At 67.6% G+C, this 20259-nt stretch carries 15 protein-coding genes; 2 read left to right on the top strand and 13 right to left on the bottom strand.

The genetic code is table 11. From position 1 onward, the window contains the following. Positions 1-2: 2 nt before the first annotated feature. The 3 genes from FBZ89_RS28400 to FBZ89_RS28410 form a co-directional block, all read right to left on the bottom strand. Positions 3-1451, bottom strand: coding sequence for a carbohydrate porin (locus tag FBZ89_RS28400; RefSeq protein WP_145754246.1), 1449 nt, complete (start codon positions 1449-1451; stop codon positions 3-5). 84 nt (positions 1452-1535) lie between these two features. Further along, positions 1536-2801, bottom strand: coding sequence for an MFS transporter (locus FBZ89_RS28405; protein ID WP_246172844.1), 1266 nt, complete (start codon positions 2799-2801; stop codon positions 1536-1538). A 252-nt stretch (positions 2802-3053) separates the two neighbouring features. Next, positions 3054-4016 carry a dihydrodipicolinate synthase family protein gene (locus FBZ89_RS28410; RefSeq protein ID WP_211115392.1) on the bottom strand — a complete coding sequence of 321 codons (963 nt, stop codon included), beginning with the start codon at positions 4014-4016 and terminating at the stop codon, positions 3054-3056. 176 nt (positions 4017-4192) lie between these two features. Here FBZ89_RS28410 and FBZ89_RS28415 point away from each other — a divergent pair, with 176 nt between their 5' ends. Next, on the top strand, positions 4193-5227 hold the full coding sequence (locus tag FBZ89_RS28415; RefSeq protein ID WP_246172846.1) for a LacI family DNA-binding transcriptional regulator: 1035 nt from the start codon (positions 4193-4195) through the stop codon (positions 5225-5227). Positions 5228-5314: 87 nt separating this feature from the next. Here FBZ89_RS28415 and FBZ89_RS28420 read toward each other — a convergent pair whose 3' ends face one another. The 10 genes from FBZ89_RS28420 to FBZ89_RS28465 are packed head-to-tail and all read right to left on the bottom strand — an operon-like array spanning position 5315 to position 18850. Beyond that, positions 5315-5638, bottom strand: coding sequence for a DUF3325 domain-containing protein (locus FBZ89_RS28420; RefSeq protein ID WP_145754250.1), 324 nt, complete (start codon positions 5636-5638; stop codon positions 5315-5317). Continuing rightward, positions 5631-7232 (bottom strand): PepSY-associated TM helix domain-containing protein, encoded by a 1602-nt coding sequence (locus FBZ89_RS28425; protein WP_145754251.1) that lies wholly within the window; start codon positions 7230-7232, stop codon positions 5631-5633. Before FBZ89_RS28425 ends, FBZ89_RS28420 begins: the two co-directional genes overlap by 8 nt. Continuing rightward, positions 7229-7585 (bottom strand): hypothetical protein, encoded by a 357-nt coding sequence (locus tag FBZ89_RS28430; protein WP_211115393.1) that lies wholly within the window; start codon positions 7583-7585, stop codon positions 7229-7231. Before FBZ89_RS28430 ends, FBZ89_RS28425 begins: the two co-directional genes overlap by 4 nt. A gap of 14 nt (positions 7586-7599) precedes the next feature. Next, positions 7600-9792, bottom strand: a complete 2193-nt coding sequence (locus FBZ89_RS28435; protein ID WP_145754253.1) for a TonB-dependent siderophore receptor — start codon at positions 9790-9792, stop codon at positions 7600-7602. 18 nt (positions 9793-9810) lie between these two features. Next, complete coding sequence (locus FBZ89_RS28440) at positions 9811-11127, bottom strand: lysine N(6)-hydroxylase/L-ornithine N(5)-oxygenase family protein (protein ID WP_145754255.1); 1317 nt, start codon at positions 11125-11127, stop codon at positions 9811-9813. A 3-nt stretch (positions 11128-11130) separates the two neighbouring features. Then, on the bottom strand, positions 11131-12195 hold the full coding sequence (locus FBZ89_RS28445) for a GNAT family N-acetyltransferase (protein ID WP_246172848.1): 1065 nt from the start codon (positions 12193-12195) through the stop codon (positions 11131-11133). After that, positions 12192-13925 carry a cyclic peptide export ABC transporter gene (locus FBZ89_RS28450; RefSeq protein ID WP_145754257.1) on the bottom strand — a complete coding sequence of 578 codons (1734 nt, stop codon included), beginning with the start codon at positions 13923-13925 and terminating at the stop codon, positions 12192-12194. The genes FBZ89_RS28445 and FBZ89_RS28450 overlap by 4 nt, the downstream gene beginning before the upstream one ends. After that, positions 13922-17095, bottom strand: a complete 3174-nt coding sequence (locus FBZ89_RS28455) for a non-ribosomal peptide synthetase (RefSeq protein ID WP_145754258.1) — start codon at positions 17093-17095, stop codon at positions 13922-13924. Before FBZ89_RS28455 ends, FBZ89_RS28450 begins: the two co-directional genes overlap by 4 nt. Before the next feature lie 49 nt (positions 17096-17144). Then, positions 17145-18572, bottom strand: a complete 1428-nt coding sequence (locus FBZ89_RS28460) for a diaminobutyrate--2-oxoglutarate transaminase (protein ID WP_145754260.1) — start codon at positions 18570-18572, stop codon at positions 17145-17147. Positions 18573-18631: 59 nt separating this feature from the next. Beyond that, positions 18632-18850, bottom strand: coding sequence for an MbtH family protein (locus FBZ89_RS28465; RefSeq protein ID WP_145754261.1), 219 nt, complete (start codon positions 18848-18850; stop codon positions 18632-18634). Positions 18851-19200: 350 nt separating this feature from the next. Here FBZ89_RS28465 and FBZ89_RS28470 point away from each other — a divergent pair, with 350 nt between their 5' ends. Next, positions 19201-20241: a TauD/TfdA family dioxygenase gene (locus FBZ89_RS28470; RefSeq protein WP_145754263.1), complete on the top strand. Its 1041-nt coding sequence runs from the start codon at positions 19201-19203 to the stop codon at positions 20239-20241. Positions 20242-20259: the final 18 nt, after the last annotated feature.

Consider the following 20259-nt stretch of genomic DNA (forward strand, 5'->3'; position numbering starts at 1 on the left):
CCTTACCGCCAGACGGGGAAGCCCAACACGGCGCCCAATTCGACCGATAACCGCACGCCAAACGCCAGGATGTCTTCGGACTGATGGAGTGCGCCGGGCCTCAGGATGTTATCAGGGTTCACGACATACTGGATGTTGGGGCTGACTTTGATGCCGCGTGCGACCTTGTAGCCATAGTTGATTTCGAAGATGCTTTCGGCATTGTGCACGGGATCGGTGCCCCCGGCCGCGGCACGCGAGGCCCGCAGGAAATCAACCTCCCGCGGGCCCAGCTGAATATAGCTGCCGACGATGCCGAAGGTATCGTCCGGCCGGCTCTCGAACGGCCCCGTCAACACGAAACCCAGCAGGGTCTGCTTCTTGAATTGGGTGAAGTCCGCGGTCGAACCAATCATGCCGCCGAACAGCGTCAGGTTGCGCTGCCGATCCCCGCTGAAGCGGGCCACGACCATGTCCCCCATGGCGTACCATCCGGTTTGGCCTTCATCATGGATCAGTGCCGCGCCTTTGTAGGCGATGCGCGACACGCCGCGACTGTTAAGGAAAGGGTCCGAAACGGGGGACGTATTGCGGAAGCCGCCCAACCGCAGGTGATAGGCATAGTCCTCCAGGGGTGAGGCGGACTGGAAGCCCATCTCACCCGCGGTTTGCACCCCCGTGCCATCCTTGATCGACCAGTCGAACCCGTTGGTGGGGATGAGGGAAGTGTTGGCCTCGAACGCGCCCGCCTGGACATAGAAGGTCTTGGACAAGGTGGCCTTCACCCGCCCGCCCCATGTGCCATAGGGGAAGAACGACAGAGTCCTGTTTTGGATCGGCAGCACGGCGGGGTTGAAGCAAACGGAGTTGTTCTGGAAGTTGCAGTAAATGGTCGAGGCGTTAAAGAAGGTCAGCGCCGAGACACGCCCGCCGGTGACATTGATCTTGCCGTCAAACAAATCCTGGTCCAGCGACAGGGCGGACAGGCGCATGTTGTGGTAGGTCTTGAAGCGCGTCTGAAAGCTGACCGCATTCAGAGTGTGCTCGGCGGCCAGCGATGTGCCGATCGATTCATTGATCGACATGTGGAATGTCGCCCCCGTCCAGCCAACCATTTTATCAAGGTCGAGGTCGGTACCGAATGGGGTGGCCAGGGAATTGGCGCTGCCCCGTCCCTGGCCACCCGTGGTGTTGGCCGCGAACTCGTCCACCAGCAAAGCGCGCAGATAAATGCCACGGTCGGCCAGGGCCTGGCCCACGTCCCTGAACGGGCCGTCTGGCGGTGGGGGCGTGAACCCGCTTCCCGGAGGCGGTAGGATATGAAGTTGCGGGATGACCCGGGCGCGGTCGGTTTGCGCGGTCGGGGCCGGTTGTTCTTCGGCGGTGGCCGCCGGCTTCTCTTGTATGGTTTCAGCTAGACTGGAGGTCGTGCCCAAGACGATGCACCCCACCAGTGCCGCCAGCATTTTCATGGATAAAGCCTCCCCGTTCGGACTTCGTCTCGCGCGAAGTTCCGTTGAAATTGTTGGAATGCGTCGGATGCCGTCGCCCGAGGTTCAGGGCGACAGGGTTTCCAGGGACTTCCCGGTTGTTTCCGGCGCGCGCAGCCAGACGGCCAGGCCGGTGAAGGCTGACATGGCGGCGAAGACCAGAAAGACGGGCGCCACCGGGCCTTGCGCGACGATCATGCCGATCACCCAAGGCCCCGCCATGGACCCGGCGCGCAGCCAGGCGCTGCCCAGGCCGGCCCCCAAGGACCGCAGCCGCGTCGGATAAAGCTCACCGGAATAGAGGTAGAGGGAATAGGTGACGGTCTGGATGGCGGCAAAGGCGGGCGTGGCGAGCAACAACACGGCGAGCGCGCTGCTGGCCCCTTCCAGGTAGAGGGCCGCCAGCGGGAAAACGGCGAAGGCCAAGGCGCCGACATACCAGCGGCGGCGGCCCACCCGGTCGATGACCAAGGCGCAGATGAAAGAGGCCACCAAGGCGGCACCGGTGGTAATGAAGCCATAACCGATGGCCTGCCCGACCGGCATATTGAAGACCGTCTTGTATAGGGTCGGCAACCACGTGATCAAACCGTTGTTGATCATGTAAGCGCCAAACCACATGACCCACAGCAGCAGGGTGCGCGGGCCGTAGAGCGGGCCGAACAGCTCCCTCACCGAGCCCTGGGCTTTTGGAGCGGTCACCGTCGCGGAAATGACGGGTTCCGGCAGAACCTTGCCATCGCGGATGGCGCTGGCCTCAAGGCGGGCCACGATGGCCTCGGCCCGCGCCATCCGCCCCTTGCTGATCAGCCAGCGCGGGCTTTCCGACAGGAAGAAGCGCAGCGGGATGACCAGGGCGACCGGCACCATCCCCACGATGAACATGGCCTTCCAGCCAGCCTCGGGAACCAGCACCAGGCCGATCGCACCGGCGGACGTGAGGCCCACCAGGAACAGCAGTTCGTACAGCAGGAAGAAACGTCCCCGCTTCTTCGCACCCGACAACTCGTTGACATAGGCGCTGGCCACCGGAACTTCGCCACCGGTCCCGATGCCTTGCAGGAAGCGGAACAGCATGAGGGAATGCGCGTCCCAGGCGAAGATGCAGGCGCAGCTCATGGCCGCGAAGATGGCGATGGCCATGGCCAGGACGGGCAACCGCCCCAGGCGCTCCGCCAGCCAGCCGAAGATGACCGCGCCGATCAGCTGGCCGAAATATCCGGATGAGATGATGGCGGCGGTGGTCGCCGGCGCCAGCGCCCATTCCTTGGACAGGATGGGCATGGCGTAGGCGATGGCGATGGTCGTGTAGCCGTCGAAAAAGGTCGCCATGCCGACGCATCCGCGCGCCCACATGACCGGCTTGGTTACCGGCAAGCGCTCCAGCCTGGCGATGAGGGCGGCACCTCCGGTCGTGGACGTGGCGCTCCGTCGCTCCGCGCCGTCCCGCGAAATCATATTCATTCGACCCTCCCAGTGGACGCACGCCTTCCCGCCCCGGCGCACCGGTGCGCGGCATGTCTTATTGTCTTTATACGGGTGGTCAAGGCACCCCAGGAACCCCGGGGCGCCTTGCAACGGGGACTAGATGATAGACGCCGCCTTCAGCGCCGCCTTGATCTCGGCCTCCGCCTCGGCGGACAGGTCGCGAAGAGGGGAGCGGATGGTCGCGTTTTTGAGGATGCCGCGGGCGACCAGCGCGATCTTCAGGGCCACCGTGCCCTCCATATGCGATCCGCGATGGTAGATAGCCTTGGTGACCGGCAGCAGCTGGTCATGGATCTTCCGGGCCTTCGGGTAATCCTTGGCCTTCCCGGCGGCGATGAAGTCCACCAACAACTCGGGCGCCACGTTGCCGTATCCGACCAGCGCCCCGTCCACGTCGAACATGGTGTGCAGCAGGTATTCGTCGTGGCAGGTCAGGATCTGCAGATCCGGGAACTCGTTGCGCAGCACCGGGATCTCCGTGTCCCAGCGGCGCATGTTGCGCACGCCGTTCTTGGTGGCCACCACGCCCGGCTGGGCAGCGATCTCCAGCTGGGTTTTCAGGTTGTAGCTGGCCTTGGTGACATCGGGGTATTGGAACAATATGCACTGCAGGCCCGACTCTTCATGGATGGCCTTGTAGCGATCCTGCGGTGCCCCATCCTGGAAGCCGAAACGCAGCCAACCGTGGGAAGGGTAGACCAGGGCGCCGATGGCACCCGCATCGGCGGCGCGGCGCGCTTCCTTGGCGGCCACTTCCGTGCCCTCGCCGGTAATGCCGGCGATGATGGGAACCTGGCCGCCCACCGCCTCCACCAGCGTTTCGATGAGCTTCACCTGTTCATCCTGGGTCAGGAAGGTGCCTTCGCCGGCATGCCCCAGGCAAACCAGACTTTTCACACCCTTAATCGAGACCAGCCATTTGGCCAGCGCGGCATTGGCCTCGTAGTCCACCTTGCCGTCCTTGGTGAAGGCCGTCACCGGGGCGGGACTCAGGCCGCGCAAATCCATGACGGGGGTACGGAAGGCAGACTTCTCCTGCCGGGAGATGGGCGCGTTCATGGGTTTCCTCACAGTTATCGGTTTCAGGCGACGTTCCATCATCAGGTGAGGGATCGATCGCGGGAACGTTCCCACGATCGATCCAAAGCATACTGGAGTCAAGCCTGATGTTGAGGCATACAAAAGGGAGGTGGGGCACGCACCGCGCCCGTCGCGTGGATGGTGGGGAGATTCTGTTGTCGGATAAGGAAGACCTGGTTGGCCGCCCTGGGCGGGTGACATTGCACGATGTGGCGGCGGCGGCGGGGGTGTCCAAGTCCACCGTGTCGCGCATCCTGGATGAACGATTGCCCCAGTCGGATAGCGAGACAGCCAGGCGGGTCCGCCAAGTCGCGGCCGGCCTCGGCTATATCCGCGATATCTCAGCCGCCAGCCTGCGGCGCGGAAATACGATGACCATCGGTGTGATCGTGCCGCGCCTGACGGACACGGCCATGGCGATGCTTTATGAAGCGCTGACCAAGGCGTGCGTCCGTTCCGGACGGTTCGCCATCGTCGCCACGACGGACGACAGGCCCAAGGCCGACAGGATGGCGGCGGAGACCTTGCTGCGCCGGGGGGTTGACGGCCTGGTCTTGTCCACGGCCCGCCAGGATGATGACTTTCCCAGCGATCTGACGCGGCGCGGCGTGCCCCATGTCCTGGCTTTGCGCACGGACGGCCACAGCCTGTCCTCGGTTGGCGATGACATGTTGGGTGGCTACCTCGCGACCCGGCATCTGCTCGATCTGGGGCACCGCCATATCGGCCTGATTGCCGGCCCCTCCTACGCGTCAAGCGCACGCGGCCGCGTCCAGGGATATAGGCAGGCGCTTGACGAGGCCGGCGTGGCACAGGATCCCGCCTATATCGTCGAGTCAACGTTCGGCATTGAGTCCGGCGCCGAAGCGGCCATGGCCTTGATGCGCTTGGACCCCAAGCCGACCGCCGTTTTCGCGGTCAACGACAACACCGCCATCGGCGCCCTGTCGGCGCTTACCAGGCTGGGTTTAACGGTCCCGGGCGACGTCTCCCTCGTGGGCTACAACGACATTCCCATCGTCGGACACCTGCCCACGCCGTTGACCACGTTGCGGGTGCCTTTCGACCAGATCGCATCGGTCGCGCTTGAATTGCTTACGGAAGAGCCGACTGAGGTGAGCGACAGGATCAGGGTTTCCGCACCGACGCTGATCCCCCGCCGATCCACGGCGCCACGGCATCGCAACTGAGACTCTGGGTGACGGCAACGTAGATCGAAGCTTGAAACGTAATTGTTCGACCAGGCGGCCGGAGCCTCCCGAGTGGCCCGAGCTGAATTATCGCACTTCTTTCGCGGCGTGTCGGCGGCGCGGTTTTCTCAAGGACAGAAGCGTCAAGGACAGGGCCACGGCGAACGCACCGGTGGTCAACGCCGTGATCCAGAGGATGACACCAATAGCGGTACCGTCATTCGTTATCGCCAAAATTAAAGCGCCAGCCCAACAAGCCACCGCCGCCAACCGCAGGGGAAAAGCGTGCCGGTGGCTGACGGCTCGGCGGCGGCCTACGAGGTCCAGCCAATGGCGGTCCAGCCCCAAGGCGGTCATCGCCATGCCTGAGGTGGCGAGGAGGAAAACGCCCAATTGCTGCGTGTCAGCCATTCTTCGCCTCCATTGGCGTGATCGCCAGGGTTTGGCCAGATCGTGCCCCGCCCGGCCGCGCCTTCGCCCGCCCGCCTTCCAAGCGCCATGCGGCGAAGAAGGCCACCAAGGCCGTCACCGCCAGAGCCCCGTCCACCCCCAGGACGGCGCCGTGTCCCTCAGCCCACGCGTGGATGGGATGGTCGCCGGTCGTGATCCAGTTGGCTGCCATGGCCACCAGCGCCAGGCCACCCACCAGGCCGGCGTGGGCTCGCCAAGGGGGGTCCGGATGGCGACGCAGGTGCAGGTCCGCATGCGCCGCCGTACCGATCCAAACCCCGAAGAATACGGCCACCTCCGCCAGTTCCCGGCTGGGAAGCGCTGCCGGCAATAAGCGGTTCGCCACCATCATGGCAAGGGTAGCGAGGACGACACCGGTGGTGGTGGCGCACGCGGTGGCCGCCACCGCACGCCAGCCCCGGCCATCATGCCGGACCCGGCGTTTCTCCAGCCAATACAGCAGGCCGGTCGCGATCAGCACACAACCGCCCAGTCCCTGCAGGAAATAGAGCCAACGCAAGGTCCAGTGGTCGAAATGGACTTCGTGCAGTCCGGCGATGAAGCGCTGCGCCCCCACCACCGGCCCCGGCCGCCCCCGGGCCAACAGGGTGCCGGTGACGCCGTCGAAGTACAGCGGATCGTTGTGCAGGGTCACGCGGTCGTCGTTGAGACGGGTGATGCGGACATAGGCGCCGGCGTCGCCGGGATGGACAACGCCCACCTGGGCCACCGCCACATCCCTGCCCGTCTCCGCCGCCCACAGCCGGCGGGCGCGATCCACCAGCGGATCCAACGGCAATAACGGGGCCGCGGCGCCCACCGCCGGCCGGTCGTAGTTGCCAACCGCCTCGGCATAGAAGCGGTTCATATCGCCGGCGTACAGCAGCGTGGTCCCGGCGGGAAAGACCACGGGCAGGACGATGACGATGCCGCTGAAGGTGATCATCAGGTGGAAGGGCAAGGCGAGCACACCCATGAGGTTGTGCAGATCCAGCAACGACCGCTGGGGATGCGCCCGGAGGCGGAAAGTGAAGAAGTCCTGGAAGATGCGGGCATGGATGACGACGCCGGAGACCAGGCCCGCCATCATCGCCACCGCCGCCAGCGCCACGATCCAATAGCCAATGAAGCCCGGCCGCAGCAGCAGGCAGTAGTGCAACGGGTAGAAGAAGGACGAGGCGCCCAAGGTGCCCGGCGGCGGCAGGCGGCGGCCATCCGCGGTCGCCATCATGCCGGCACCGCCGGCGCTGGTGCGGACGCGCAGTTGCAGGACCGGCGTGCGGGCGTCCGGCATTTCCACCAGCCAATCCCGCACCGTGGCGCCACCGGCGGCGCGCTGTGCCGTCAGCTGTTCCAGCAAGGGGCGGGCGATAGCATCGACCGACACCGGAGCGCCCGGCATCGCCACCCGGGTCGCCGGCATCATCCAGCGGTCGATCTCCGGCATGAAGACGGTCAGCGACCCCATGAAGAAGATAACGATCAACAACCCGCCCAGGGTGACGCCCATCCAGGTATGGGGCCAAAGCAGGGCCGCACGCAGCGCCTTGCTCATGCCCCCGCTCCCCGGACCAGGTAGGCCAGCGCGATCTGGACCAGGGCCCCCAGCGCCAATACGGCCCAGACCCGCATGACGCGGCCGGCGGCCAGGGCCCACAGGGCGATGCCAGGCATGGCCGACAGCGCCAGCAAGGCGAACAGGGTGGTGGCCTCTGCCGGGGCCATGCCCAGCCACGTGCCGGCCACGGCGCCCAGCGCCCCGAAGCCCCAGGCCAGGGCGTAGGTGCCGACGATGGCGGCCAGCACCCGCGCCAGGACGTGCAGGCGGCCGCCCGGCGGGGCCCCGCCCCCCCGTCTGGGGGGCCGGGGCCGCCGTGACGACGCAGGTGGGGATGCTGGCGTCGTCATGGAGGTTGGTATCGTCACAACTTGGCCTGCAGGGTCACCAGGACCGACCTGGGCTCCCCATAGATGTTGCCGGACTGCGGGGTGCCGACACGCTGGTAGTAGGTGCGGTCGAACAGGTTCTTCACATTGGCCGCGATGCTGACCTTCTCCGTTACATCGAAGCCGACACGGGCATCGAACACGGCGTAGCCGCCCTGTGTCAGCACCGCGTTGCCCAGGGTGGGGAAGGTATTGGACATGGCCGACTGCACCGTGGCGCCGCCGCCGATGGTCCAGCGGTTGTCCAGGCTTTCGGGCAGGCGGTAATTGGTCCACAGCTTGAACGAATGCTTGGGGGCGATGGCGCTGAAGGCGCTGCTGTCGGCCACGCTGCTGTCCAGGTTTTCCGCGAAGGTGTAGGCGTAGCCGGCGGTGACGGTCCAGCCGGGCAGCACCTCGCCCGTCAGGTCCAGCTCCACGCCCTCGCTCTGCGCCTTGCCCTGGGACAGGTAGATCGCCTGGTTGGGGTAGCGGGGGTCCGCCTCCGCCCGGTTCTTCTCATCCACATGGAACAGGGCCAGGCTGCCGTGCAGGCGGCCATCGAGAAAATCCGCCTTGGTGCCGACCTCATACTGCATACCCTCCAACGGCTGCAGCACCTTGCCGGTAGCGTCGGTATAGGCCTGCGGCTGGAAGACCTGGGTGATGCTGGTGTACAGCGCCAGGGCTGGATTCACCTCGTACACCAGCCCGGCATTGGGCGTGACCTTGCCGTCGACGGAGGCCGCGCTGCGCGGCGTCTTGGCCGGCAAGGCGGTATCGACCGCCGTGTCCCACCAGGTGGCGCGCACGCCGGCGATCAGGCGCAGCGGATCCAGCAAGCGCAGCCGCAGGGCGGCATAGGTGCTGTAGGTGTCCGTGACGGTGTTGCTGTCGCGCTGCCAGGTGGGGAACACCGGTTCCGCCGCCGTGGCCACCGGGGCGTAGACGGTGACGGTGGCGGACCAGGTGCTGCCGTTGGGGTTGTAGCCGTTGGCCGAGCGGTTGCGGAATTCCGTACGCTCGTAGCTGGCGCCAACCACGGCCTCGTGCACCTGTCCGAACAGGCTGAACGGACCGGTGGCGGACAGGTCGGTGCCGGCCTGCGACTGGTCGTAGCGCACCTTCTGCGCGTACAGGGTGGTGGTATTCTGGCCTGCGACCACCGGCGTGTAGGCATAGGCCATGACCCGGTCCATCACGTTGTCCAGGTACTGGGTGCCCAAATTGATGTGCCAGCCGTCGCCGAAGCGGTGTTCCACATTGGCGAATCCGCCGGTGGTGGTGAACTCATCCTCATTCCACTTCTCACCCAGGGAGGTGGAGCGCGGCACGTTCAGCAGGCTCAGCGCGTACTTGCCACCGACCACGTTGACCAGGCCCGGCAGGTTCCACGCCCCCTTGTAGTCGTTCTCCTGCCGGTAGACGCCGACGGTGGCCGTGGTGTCCGGCGTCAGGTCGGCCCCCACGGTGCCATAGCCGAGCAGGCGCTTCTGATGCGTCCAGTCCTGGAAGGTGTCGCGCTCCTGAAACGCGCCGACCAGGCGGCCACGTACCGTGCCACTGTCGTTCAGGGGGGCGTTGAAGTCCCCTTCCAGGCGGTAGTTGTCCCACGAGCCGACGGTCAGGCTGGCATAGCCGGCCGTGGTGGCCAGGGGTGCCTTGCGCACCAGATTGATGGCGCCGCCGGGCCCGCCGAAGCCCGCCAGCAGGCCGGCTGGCCCCTTCAGCACCTCCACCTTGTCGAAGACCACCAGGTCGGGCGGGGAGAAGATACGGTCATCCATGGTGGTGGGGATGCCATCGAACTGCAGGTTGGTGATCTCGAACCCACGTGAATAGAAGTTCACGCGATTGCCGTCGATGGGCTCCACGATCACACCCGGCGTCTGGCGCAAGGCGTCGTCCAGGGTGACCAGCTTCTGTTCCTGCAACTGTTCCGCCCCCAGGACGGACAACGACTGCGGCAGTTCATGCGGCGTCATCGGCAGCTTGGCCGTGACCGTCCGGGCCTTTTCCCGGTCCGCGGTGACGATCACCGTCGCCGCGGTATCGCCGCTGTCCGTAACGGCCCCGTCCGGCGCCGCCGCATCAGGCGCTGCCTGGGCCGCCATCACCGGCAGCAGGGCGATCAGCGCCACGGTCCCCATGAGTCCCCAAGCACGCGCCGGATTCCCGACCTTATTCATGTCTCGATATCTCCAATTTCAGAAGGCATGCGCCGCATTTCGGCGCTCCGGCACCCCCGCGCCGGAATGAGGGGCGGCCAAGGCCGCGGTGATCTCGCGCGCCCGGATGGGCAGAACGGACAGCAGGGTGTCGCTGAGGCCGTGCGTCGGCTCGTTGCAGCCTTGAAGAAAAATCCCCGTCGTGCAGGCGTCGGTGGTGGCCAGGCGATAGTCGCGCCGCACCCCCTCCCCCGTCAGCCAGGGGGTCAACGGTTCCAGCAGCCGGTGATGCTGCTGGCGCCGATAGCCGGTCGCCAGCACCACGCCGCCGTAGCGACGGATCCGCCGCTCGCCCTCATCCAGGCTCGCCAGGTCCAGCAGCACCCCATCAGGCCCGCTGGTCAGCCGCACCTCGCGCACCTCATGGCGCGGCAGCAGGCGATGCCGGTCCAGCCGGTCCACCTTCTGCTGATAGAGGACGCCGTAGACCGTCTCGATCAGGTCGGGGTCGACGACGGCATAATTCGTGTTCTGGAATTCGCGCAGGATGCGCTCCCGTTCCTCCACCCTGCGGCCGTAGTGGTAATCGGTGTAGGCCGGGTCGAAGATCTGGTTGACGAATGGGCTGCTGTCGGCGGGCCGCATGGCCGGCGCCCGGGCGATCAGGTCCACCGCCACGCCCCTGGCATGCAGATCCAGGAAAATCTCCGCGGCACTCTGGCCGAAGCCGACGACCGCGACGCGGCCGGCCCGGGCCAGGGTTTCGGCACTGGCGAGATAGCTGCTGGAATGGATGACGCGGGCGTCGCCCAGGGTGCCGGTGAAGATTTCAGGGATGCGGGGGCTGGCGCCCACGCCGATGACGACGTTGCGCGCCAGCCAGGTCCGCTCCCGTCCACCACGGCCGCGCGACCGCGCCCGCAAACGCAGCACCCGGCCGTCCTGCACCTCCGGTTCCAGCGCCACCACCTCCTCGCCATAGTCGCAGCGGTCAGCGAAGTGACCGGCCACCCAGGCCAGGTAGTCGTTAAACTCCCGCCGGGTGGGAAAGAAGGTGCGCAGGTTGATGAAATCCTGCAGCCGGCCGTGGACATGCAGATAGTTGAGGAAGCTGTAGGGGCTGGTTGGATCACGCATGGAGACCAGGTCCTTCACGAACGAGATCTGCATGCGACTACCGTCCAGCAGCATGTTGCCGTGCCAGACGAAGCTGTCCTGCCGTTCCAGGAACCGGCAGGAGAGGGTCGGCCCGCCCTCGGCCAGGGCGATGGCCAACGCCAGGTTGGATGGGCCGAAGCCGACACCCAGGACATCCAACGTCCGGGGCGGCTCATTCAGGCTGACGGTCGTTCCCATGGTTCAGCCCCCCGTCTTGGGTGCGGGCTCGGCGCGCGGCAGCCACAGCCGGTCATCGAAGAAGCGTTCCCGCAACAGCATCACCAGCAGGGCGCGTTTGTGGGGAAAGTTGAATTCCTTGACCTTAGCGAAGCCGGAACGATCGAGGTTGCGGATCTGCTGGTGATGATCGGCCCGCGGTTCACCCACGATGCGCTGGGTGCGCACGTCGTCCAGGAACATGAAATGGACCAGCGACGGCAGCCAGGCGCTGACATAGGCCTTGCCCCGCACGCTCTCGTCCCCGATCAACACATGCCAGCCACGGTCATAATCCTGGGCGTCGTAGAAGGCGCCGATGCGGTTTTCCTTGGCCCAGTAGACTTCGAAATAGCCGAAGGCCTCGCCGTCCAGGCTGGCGATCAGCGGCAGGGTGTGCGGATCTTCCAACTGGTTTTCCAGGTAGGCCCGGTGCTGCTCCAGCTCCCCTTCCTCCTGCCAGAAGGCGGCGACGCGTGGATCATTCATCCAGGCGTGGAAGCGGCTGAGGTCGCGGTCCATGTCGGCCAGACGAAACGACAAAGTGCGGTCCAGCCAGGGGATGCGCCGCTCATACAGCAGACCCGGCACCTTGGCCGGACGGCGCGGGTGGTAACGGCCGTGGCTCAGCGTATGGACCTGGGGCTGCAGGCTGCCGCCGGGGCCGCGCAGCCACAGCTCCGGCTTCTGGTACAGGGCGGCGGCCAGCACACGCGCCACACCGCCCGGCGCCATCGTCAGGACGCCTTCGGCCTCCAGCGCGGCCCGCAGGTCGGCCGGCAGGGCCAAGCCCAGGCCAGGCGGGTCGCCCGCCCGGGTCAGGGCAGCGTCCAGCGCCGCCAGCGCCGCGATGGTGCGGGAACCGGCACCGCCCATGTCGTGCAGGAAGGCCAGGACCGGCCCGCCCTCCGCCTGGTCCAACAGCCAGCGCTGGCGGACGGTGCCGCCCATCTTCACCACCAGGGTATCGCCTTCCCATAGGCAGCGCGGTGCGATACCTGAAACGTAGGGAACGGTGCCCGCGGCACGGTTATGTGGATCGCCTGTCATTGCTGTCGCCCTCCCGGCGGCGCCGGCACTTGCGACGCCCCGTCGTTGAAGGTGTGGCCCAGGAATTGGGCGGAGCCGGCGTCGGCCGGCGCAGCCGACCACGGGGTCAGCACACCGCCGTCGCAGCGCAGGACCCGGTCGGCCAGGGGGAAGTAGCGATCGTCGTGGCTGACCGCGATGATGGTGCGGCCGCCCCGCTTCAAGTCGGGCAGCAGCTCTTCATAGAAAAAGCGGCGGAAGGTGGGGTCCTGGTCGGCCGCCCATTCGTCCAACAACAGGATGGGCCGCCGCTCCACCACGGCGGACAGCAGCGCCAGGCGCTTGCGCTGCCCTTGGGAAAAGCGGGTATTGGAAAGGCGGCCATCGGCGATGGCGACCTTGTGGTCCATGCGCAAGCGCCGCAGGAAATCCTGGGCCAGATCCTCATCCAGGTGGCCGTCCGGCCCCACCAGATGATCGAAGACATAGGCCGGGGACAGCACGGCGCTGACCTGTTCGCGGTGCCAGCCGCGCAAATCCTCCGTCACCGCCACGCCGCCCAGGCGCAGGTGCCCGCCGGCTGGCCGGCGCAGGCCCGCCAGCAGGGCCAACAGCGTGGACTTGCCGCCACCGTTGCCGCCGACGATGAACAGCGTCTCCCCTACCGGTACCGTCAGGTCAACGGGCCCCAAGTGGAAGCCCGCCTCCCCGTCCTGGCCTGGATGGTCGTAGGTGACGCCCGACAGCTCGAACAAGGGTGGCGGCACGGCCGTGGCGCCGGCGGGTATGGTGGCTGCCAAGATGGGGCCCCCCGGCATGTCGAAGCCGGCGCGGTGCGGCGCCAGGTTCAAGCTTTCCACCTTGGCCAGCGCCACGCCGCCCGCCATCAGGATGGGCAGCGTGCCTACCAGGTCGTTCAGCGGCATGCGCAGGAACAGCAGCACCAGGACGAAGCCCGCCACCTGTTCCCGCGCCAGGCCGAGGCCGGTACCGACGATGAACAGGCCGACGATCAGCCCCAGGATGACCAGGGCCGTCCAGCTGAGGCTCAGCACCCAATAGCGGTCGGCACGGGTTTCCGTGGCCCGCGCGTGGTCCGCCGCCGCCTCCACATCCAAGCGGTGGAAGACGGCGCGGCGGGCGGCATTCAGGGCCAGCTCGTTGCGCCCCTCGATGGCCCCCCGGTAGCCGGCGAACAACCGGTCGTCGGTGGCACGCACCTCCATCATCAGGCGGCGCATGGCGAAGACCCAGCCCTGGGCGCAAGCCACCGCCAGGCCCAGGACCACGGCGCTCAACAGGAACAGCTGCCACGACAGCCAGGCCAGATAGGCGAAGCCCCCGCCCAGCAGGACGCCGTTGTAGAAGACGAAGGGCAGGCGGTTAAAGGCCTGGCCCACCGCTGTTATATCCTTGGTCAAGGTGGCGTACAGCGCCGGCGCGCCAATGCCGTCCAGCCGGTCGATGTCGGTGTCCAGCAGGCGCTTCACCGTGGTGGTCCGCATGTCGCGCACCACGCGGTGGCCCAGCGCCGTCAAGATGGCTTGGGAGGCGAAGCCGCAACCGAACACCAGCAGCAGGGCCACGCCCAGGACGGCGAAGGTGGCGGCGCCGGCCGCCAGCGTGCCGGCGATCAGGCGGTTCACCAAGGCGATGATCACCAGGCCGGCCACGGCACCGACGGCGCCCAGCGCCAGGGCCAGGGGCAGGCGCGCACCGAAGCGCCGCATCAGCGTGGACAGCAATCTCATAACGTATCCAGCAGGTTGGCCATAAAGGCGATGTCCTCGGCCTCGTCCACCGCCCCCAAGGCATCTACCAGGGCCGCCATAGCCCCCAGGGTCGGCGCCTGGAACAGCCGGGCCAGGGGGATGTCGCGGCCAAAGGTGGTGCGGATGCGGGTCTGCAGGCGGGCCAGGCGCAGCGAATGACCGCCCAGCAGGAAGAAGTCGGCGTCCAGCCGGGTGACCGGCCGGTCCAACACCTCCGTCCACAGTCCGGCCAAAGTGGCGGCCACGCCGGTCAGGGGAGCCGTATCGGCGGCAGATGACGAGGCCGTCGCCTCCGGCGGCGGCAGGGCGCGGCGGTCCAGCTTGCCGCTGGCGTTGAGCGGCAGCCGGTCCAGCCGGATGTAAACGGTAGGCACCATATAGGCCGGCAGGCGCGCGGCCAGGAAGGCGCGCAGGTCAGTCGGAACGCTTTCCCCTTCGGTCATGAGATAGGCGCAGAGGATGGCCTCCCCATCCGCTGGCATATGAGCGGCGACGGCCGCCTGGCGCACCTGGGGGTGAGCCTCCAGCGCGCCTTCCACCTCCGCCGTCTCGATCCGGAAGCCGCGCACCTTCAATTGGTGATCAGCACGGCCCAGAAATTCGATGGTCCCATCCGGGCGGCGGCGGGCGCGATCGCCGGTGCGGTAAATCCGGCTGCCGGCGCCGCAGCCGGGAACGGCCCCATCGGGAAAGGGGTTGGGTGCGAAGGCCGCCGCCGTCACCCCCGGCTGGCCGGCATAGCCGCGCGCCAGGCCAATGCCGCCGATCCACAAATCCCCCGCAGCGCCAGGGGGTACGGGCTCCAACTGGCTGTCCAGGATAAACAGACGGTTGTTGGCGATGGCACTGCCGATGGCCACAGCCGGCGCCGTCCCGTCCACCGGCGTCACGGCGTGCGCGGCGGACCAGACGGTGGTCTCGGTGGGACCGTAGACGTTCCACAAGCGCACGCCCCGATCCAGCAGCCGGTGGGCCAAATCCCCGCGCAGCGCCTCACCCCCGCACAGGGCGCGCAAGCCCGGCCACCGGCCGTCCGTGGCGTCCAGCAGCATGCGCCAGGTGGCCGGCGTCGCCTGCAGGCAGGTGACGCCCCGGTCCCGGATCAGCCCGTCCAGGGCAATGGGGTCCAGCGCCTGCGACCGGCTGGCCAGCACGACGGCGCCACCGGTGGTCAGCGGCAGGAACAGTTCCAGGCCGGCGATATCGAAGCCCACGGTGGTCACGGCCAGCAGGCGATCATCCGGCCCGGCCGCCAGAAGCCCCCCCATGGCGCGCAACAGGCTGGAAATGGCCTGCCGGTCGATCTCCACCCCCTTGGGCACGCCGGTGGAACCGGACGTATAGAGACGATAGGCCAGTTGCCGGGGATGAACGGGCAGACCCAGATCCCAGTCATCCTCCTGCCCATTGGCCTCTTCCCCATCGGCCACCCTATCGCCCTCCAGCACCAGGTGAGGGCGGGCATGGGCCAGGATGGTGTCGATACGGGCCGCGGGCTGGTCGGGGTCCAGGGGCAGATAGGCGCCACCGGCCTTCAACACCGCCAGCAGGGCCACCACCAGCGCCGGCCCCCGGGGCAAGCGCACGCCGACCAGGGTGTCGCGGCCCACGCCCCGCGCCGCCAGGCGGCGGGCCAGATGGTTGGCACGGCGGTTCAGGTCGCCATAGCTGATGGCGGCGCCATCGAACATCACAGCGGGGCGCTCCGGCGCCCGCGTGGCCTGGGCCTCGAACCGGGCCAGCAGATCGTCGGCCGGACCCAGATCCAAAGCGGTGTCGTTGCCGATGGCCAGTGCGCGAACCCGGCCCGCCGTGTCCAGCAGCGGCAGCGTGTCCACCGCCGCGTCGGGGTTGGCCAGCAGGCCGGCCAGCAGCGTGGCGAATGCGCCGGCCAGGGCGGCCACGGTCGGCGGATCAAACAGATCGGTGGCGTAGTCGATGGCGCAGCGGATGGCATCCTGGGTGACCGTGACCTCCAGCGCCATATCCACCTTGGCCGTTGTCTCCGCCACCGGCACGGGCTCGATGGCCAGGCCAGCCAGACGCACGGTCGCCGACGTGCCCATCTGCACATTGACCATGGTCTGGAACACAGGGGCGCGGCTGGGATCGCGCGGTGGCGACAGCCGGGCCAGCACCTGGTCGAAAGGGGTGGCGCCATTGTCGATCAGGGTGCGGGCGGTATCGCGCAGCCGGCGGCACAAGGCCCGGCCGGTCAGGCCCGGTTCCATCGCCGCCGGGAAGATGGCGGTGTCGATGAAAAAGCCGATCAGTTCCTCCAACTCCTCATCCTCGCGGCCACCCAGGGGCACGCCCACGGCGAAGTGTCGCTGCCCGCCCCAGCGGGACAGCACCGCCTGCCAGGCGGCCAGCACCAGGACGAAGGGGGTGCAGCCTTCCGCCCCGCCCGCCGCCTTGAGCACCGGCAGCAAATGGAACGGCAGGTCGAAGGCATGACGGGCACCCCGCCCGGACCAAGCCGCTGGGCGCGGCCGGTCGGTGGGCAGGTCCAGCGCCGGCGGCGGCGCGCCCAGTACAAAGAGCGCGCCATCCACCGCACGCGCCACCCGCCGCTGCGCCTCTGGCCCGCGCTGGGCCGCGGCGTAGTCGGCATACTGCAGGGCCAGGGGCGGCAGCAGGCCGGCGACTTCGACCCCCTCCTCATCCGTCAGCGCCGCCGCCTGATAGGCCCGCATCAGGTCCCGCGCCAGGATGGGATTGGACGCGGCGTCGGACACGATGTGGTGCAGCGCCAGGATCAGGGTGTGGTCGGTGGGTCCGGTCCTCACCAGCGTGGCGCGGAGGGGCGGGGCCGCCGCCAGGTCGAACGGCCGCATCGCCTCCGCCACCGCCCGCGCGGCGGGATCGCCACCGTCTTCCAGGGCCAGGTGCAGGGTAGGCGCGCGCTGGACAAGCTGGACGGGCCCGTCCTCGCCCTCGGCGAAGCGGGTGCGCAGGATGGCGTGGCGCCAGGCGACCGCCTGCAACGCCCGCTCCAGCGCCGTCCTGTCCAGCGGGCCCACCAGGCGGAAGGCGCGGGTCAGGTTGTAAGCGGTGTCGGCGGGATTGAAGCGGTGCAGCAGCCATAGGCGCTCTTGCGCATGCGACAGCGGCGCCGTCCGTTCCACTTCGTTCACCAGGCCATCCATCGGACCCACCTCATACGCTAATCAGACTTAGTCGCGATTCTCGGCCGCGTTATTCCGCCGCCAGGGCGATGCCCGGTCGGTCGGCCAGGGCCGCCTTCAGCCCGGCCTTGAAGCGGCTGGCGATCTCATCCACCTCCTCGGCGGTGACGATCAGCGGCGGCAGGAAGCGCATGACGGCGCCATGGCGGCCACCCACCTCAAGGATCAGGCCCTGTTCCAGGCAGCGCCGCTGGATCTGGCGGGCCAGATCGCCGTCAGCCGGCCGCGCGCCCAGGCGCAATTGCGGCCGGCGTTCGTCCACGACCTCCACCCCGATCATCAGGCCCAGGCCCCGCACGTCGCCCAAGCAGGCGTGATCGGCCCGCAGGCTGTTCAGGTGATCCACCAGGCGCCGGCCCAGGATGGCGGCCTGTTCATCCAGGCGGTCGGCGCGGATGCGGCGCAGGGTTTCCACTCCGGCCGCCATGGCCAGCTGGTTGCCGCGGAAGGTGCCGGCGTGGGCACCGGGGGCCCAGCGGTCCAGGTCCTGGTTATAGACCACCACCGACAGGGGCAGCCCGCCGCCAATGGCCTTGGACAGGACCACCACGTCCGGCTCGATACCGGCATGCTCGAAGGCGTAGAGGCGGCCGGTGCGGCCCAGGCCGGTTTGCACCTCATCCACCACCAGGGCCACGCCGTGCTCACGCGTCAGTTGACGCAGGCCCTGCAGCCAGCGCACCGGCGCGGGAATGACGCCGCCCTCACCCTGCACCACCTCCACCACCACGGCGGCGGGCAGCAGCACGCCCGATTCCGGGTCGGTCAGGATTTGCTCGATCAGGGACAGGCCTGCGTCCACCCCCGCCTCTCCGCCCAAGCCGAAGGGGCAGCGGTAATCATAGGGGTAGGGCAGCATCTGCACGTCAGCCCCCATGGTGCCCAGCGGTTCCTTGGGCGCGCGGTTGCCCATCAGCGCCAGGGCCCCCTGGGTCATGCCGTGGTAAGCGCCAGAGAAGCCCAGGACGACGCGCCGGCCGGTGGCGGTGCGCGTCAGCTTCAGCGCGGCCTCGATGCCGTCGGCGCCGGTGGGGCCGCAAAACTGGATGCGCGCCTTGGCGGCGAAGGCCGCCGGCAGGCTGGCGAACAGATCCTCGACAAAACGATCCTTGACCGGCGTCGTCAGGTCCAGCGTGTGCAGGGGCAGACCTGACTCCAGGGTCTCACGCAGGGCCGCCACCACATCCGGGTGGTTATGCCCCAGGGCCAGGGTGCCGGCGCCGGCCAGACAGTCGATGTACACCTGGCCAGCCCCATCGCGGACATAAATGCCGCGCGCCTCCCTCAGCGCGAGGGGAATGCGGCGGGGATAGGAACGGGCGTTGGATTCCCGCGCCGCCTGCCGGCGCAACAGGGGATCGTCCTGCAGGCGGACGGGCGGCTGGCCGCGAAACCCGGTCAAAGTCAACGGCACAGCCCCCTGAAGGTCGCTGGACATCGTGCATCTCCCATTGTCTTGCGAAGGCGTCACCCGGCCGGCAAGGGCCGGCGGCGAAGTCATTGCGCCTGATCCGCGGCTTCCAGGGCGCGGCGCAGGCTCAACGGCCGCATGTCCGTCCACACCGTTTCGATGTGGGCCAGGCACTCATCCCGCGTACCGCTGACGCCAACCGCCTGCCAGCCGGCGGGCAGCGGTTTGTGATCCGGCCAGATGGAATATTGCTCTTCCCCGTTGATCACGACGTGGAAGCGGGTGTCAGGGCTATCCCAGCTCATGTGTGGTCCCCCATCGGTGTCTGACATCTTCTTTAATATTGATACTGATTCTTATTTGCAAGTCGTTTCAAGCTGGGGTAGCGTTAGCCACGTTCGGGGACGATCGGTACGTCAACGATGGGAAAGGTTGATCACATCGGATCGGGCAGCGTCGCACGCTGGAGAAAGACCGCCGATGATAGCAATGGCCCCAGTGGTTTTACGGAAATCCGTACCTCGGTCAATCGCTGAAAGTGATTCTCATTCCTAAGACATAAGCCCGGCGCATCCCTTCGGCGGGATCGGCGGGCTGACTCGGGGGCACCCCAGCGGTGCCTGGGAAGCAGGCAATCACACGGGAATGGATTGAAATGGATACACTTCCCCCTCTCGCCACCCCACCCGCCACAGCGGCGGCGCAGCCCCTAAGGCTGGCCCCCCTCCTGGAAGACCGGGACGCGCCTCTGCCCCTGTTGGTGACGCCTAAGGCGCCGGGCACGGTTTGGCGTGACGTCTTCACCGACATCGAAAGGGTTGTGGCCCAGGTGCTGCCCACGGTGGGGGGGGTGGTGTTCCGGGGGCTGGATATTCAGGGCGACGCGCCGTTTCGCGCCTTCGTTGAAGCCTTCGGCCGGCCGCTGCTGGATTACGACTTCGGGTCTACTCCGCGCTCGATGGTGGAACGAGGGGTCTACACCTCCACCGAATACCCGGCGCACCAGTCCATCCCCCTGCATAACGAGCAGTCCTACACCCTGCAGTGGCCGGGCACGATCTGGTTCCATTGCGTGACGGCGTCGGAAACCGGCGGCGCCACGCCCATTGCCGACAGCCGCGCCATCTACCGCGCCCTCGATCCGGATGTCCGCCGGCGTTTCGCGGAGCGGCGGCTGATGTATGTGCGCAACTACGGCAACGGCTTGGACCTGCCATGGCAGCGTGCCTTCAACACCGACGACCCGGCGGCGGTGGAGCGGTTCTGCCGCGCCAACGCCATCGAGTGGGAATGGAAGGAGGATGGCGAACTGCGCACCCGCCAGACCTGCCAGGCGGTGGCCCGCCACCCCGCGACGGGGGAGATGGTGTGGTTCAACCAAGCCCACCTGTTCCACGTTTCCGGCCTACCCCACGCCGTGCGCGATACCCTGCTGGCGGTGGTGGAGGATGAGATGGACCTGCCCCGCCATGTCTTCCACGGCGACGGCGCCCCCATCGCGGAAGCCGACCTGGCCCATATCCGCAGCGTGCTGGACGCCCACGCCGTGTCGTTCCCCTGGCAGGCGGGCGACGTGATGATGCTGGACAACATGCTGGCGGCCCATGGCCGCGCGCCCTTCACCGGCGCCCGCAAGGTGGTGGTGGCCATGGCCGACCCCATCCGCGCTTCGGAACTTGCCGCCGCCGCGCGCTGACCGTTCCCACACTTTGCC

Source organism: Nitrospirillum amazonense (genome assembly GCF_007828045.1).
In the GTDB taxonomy this organism is placed as follows: Bacteria; Pseudomonadota; Alphaproteobacteria; order Azospirillales; family Azospirillaceae; genus Nitrospirillum; species Nitrospirillum amazonense_C.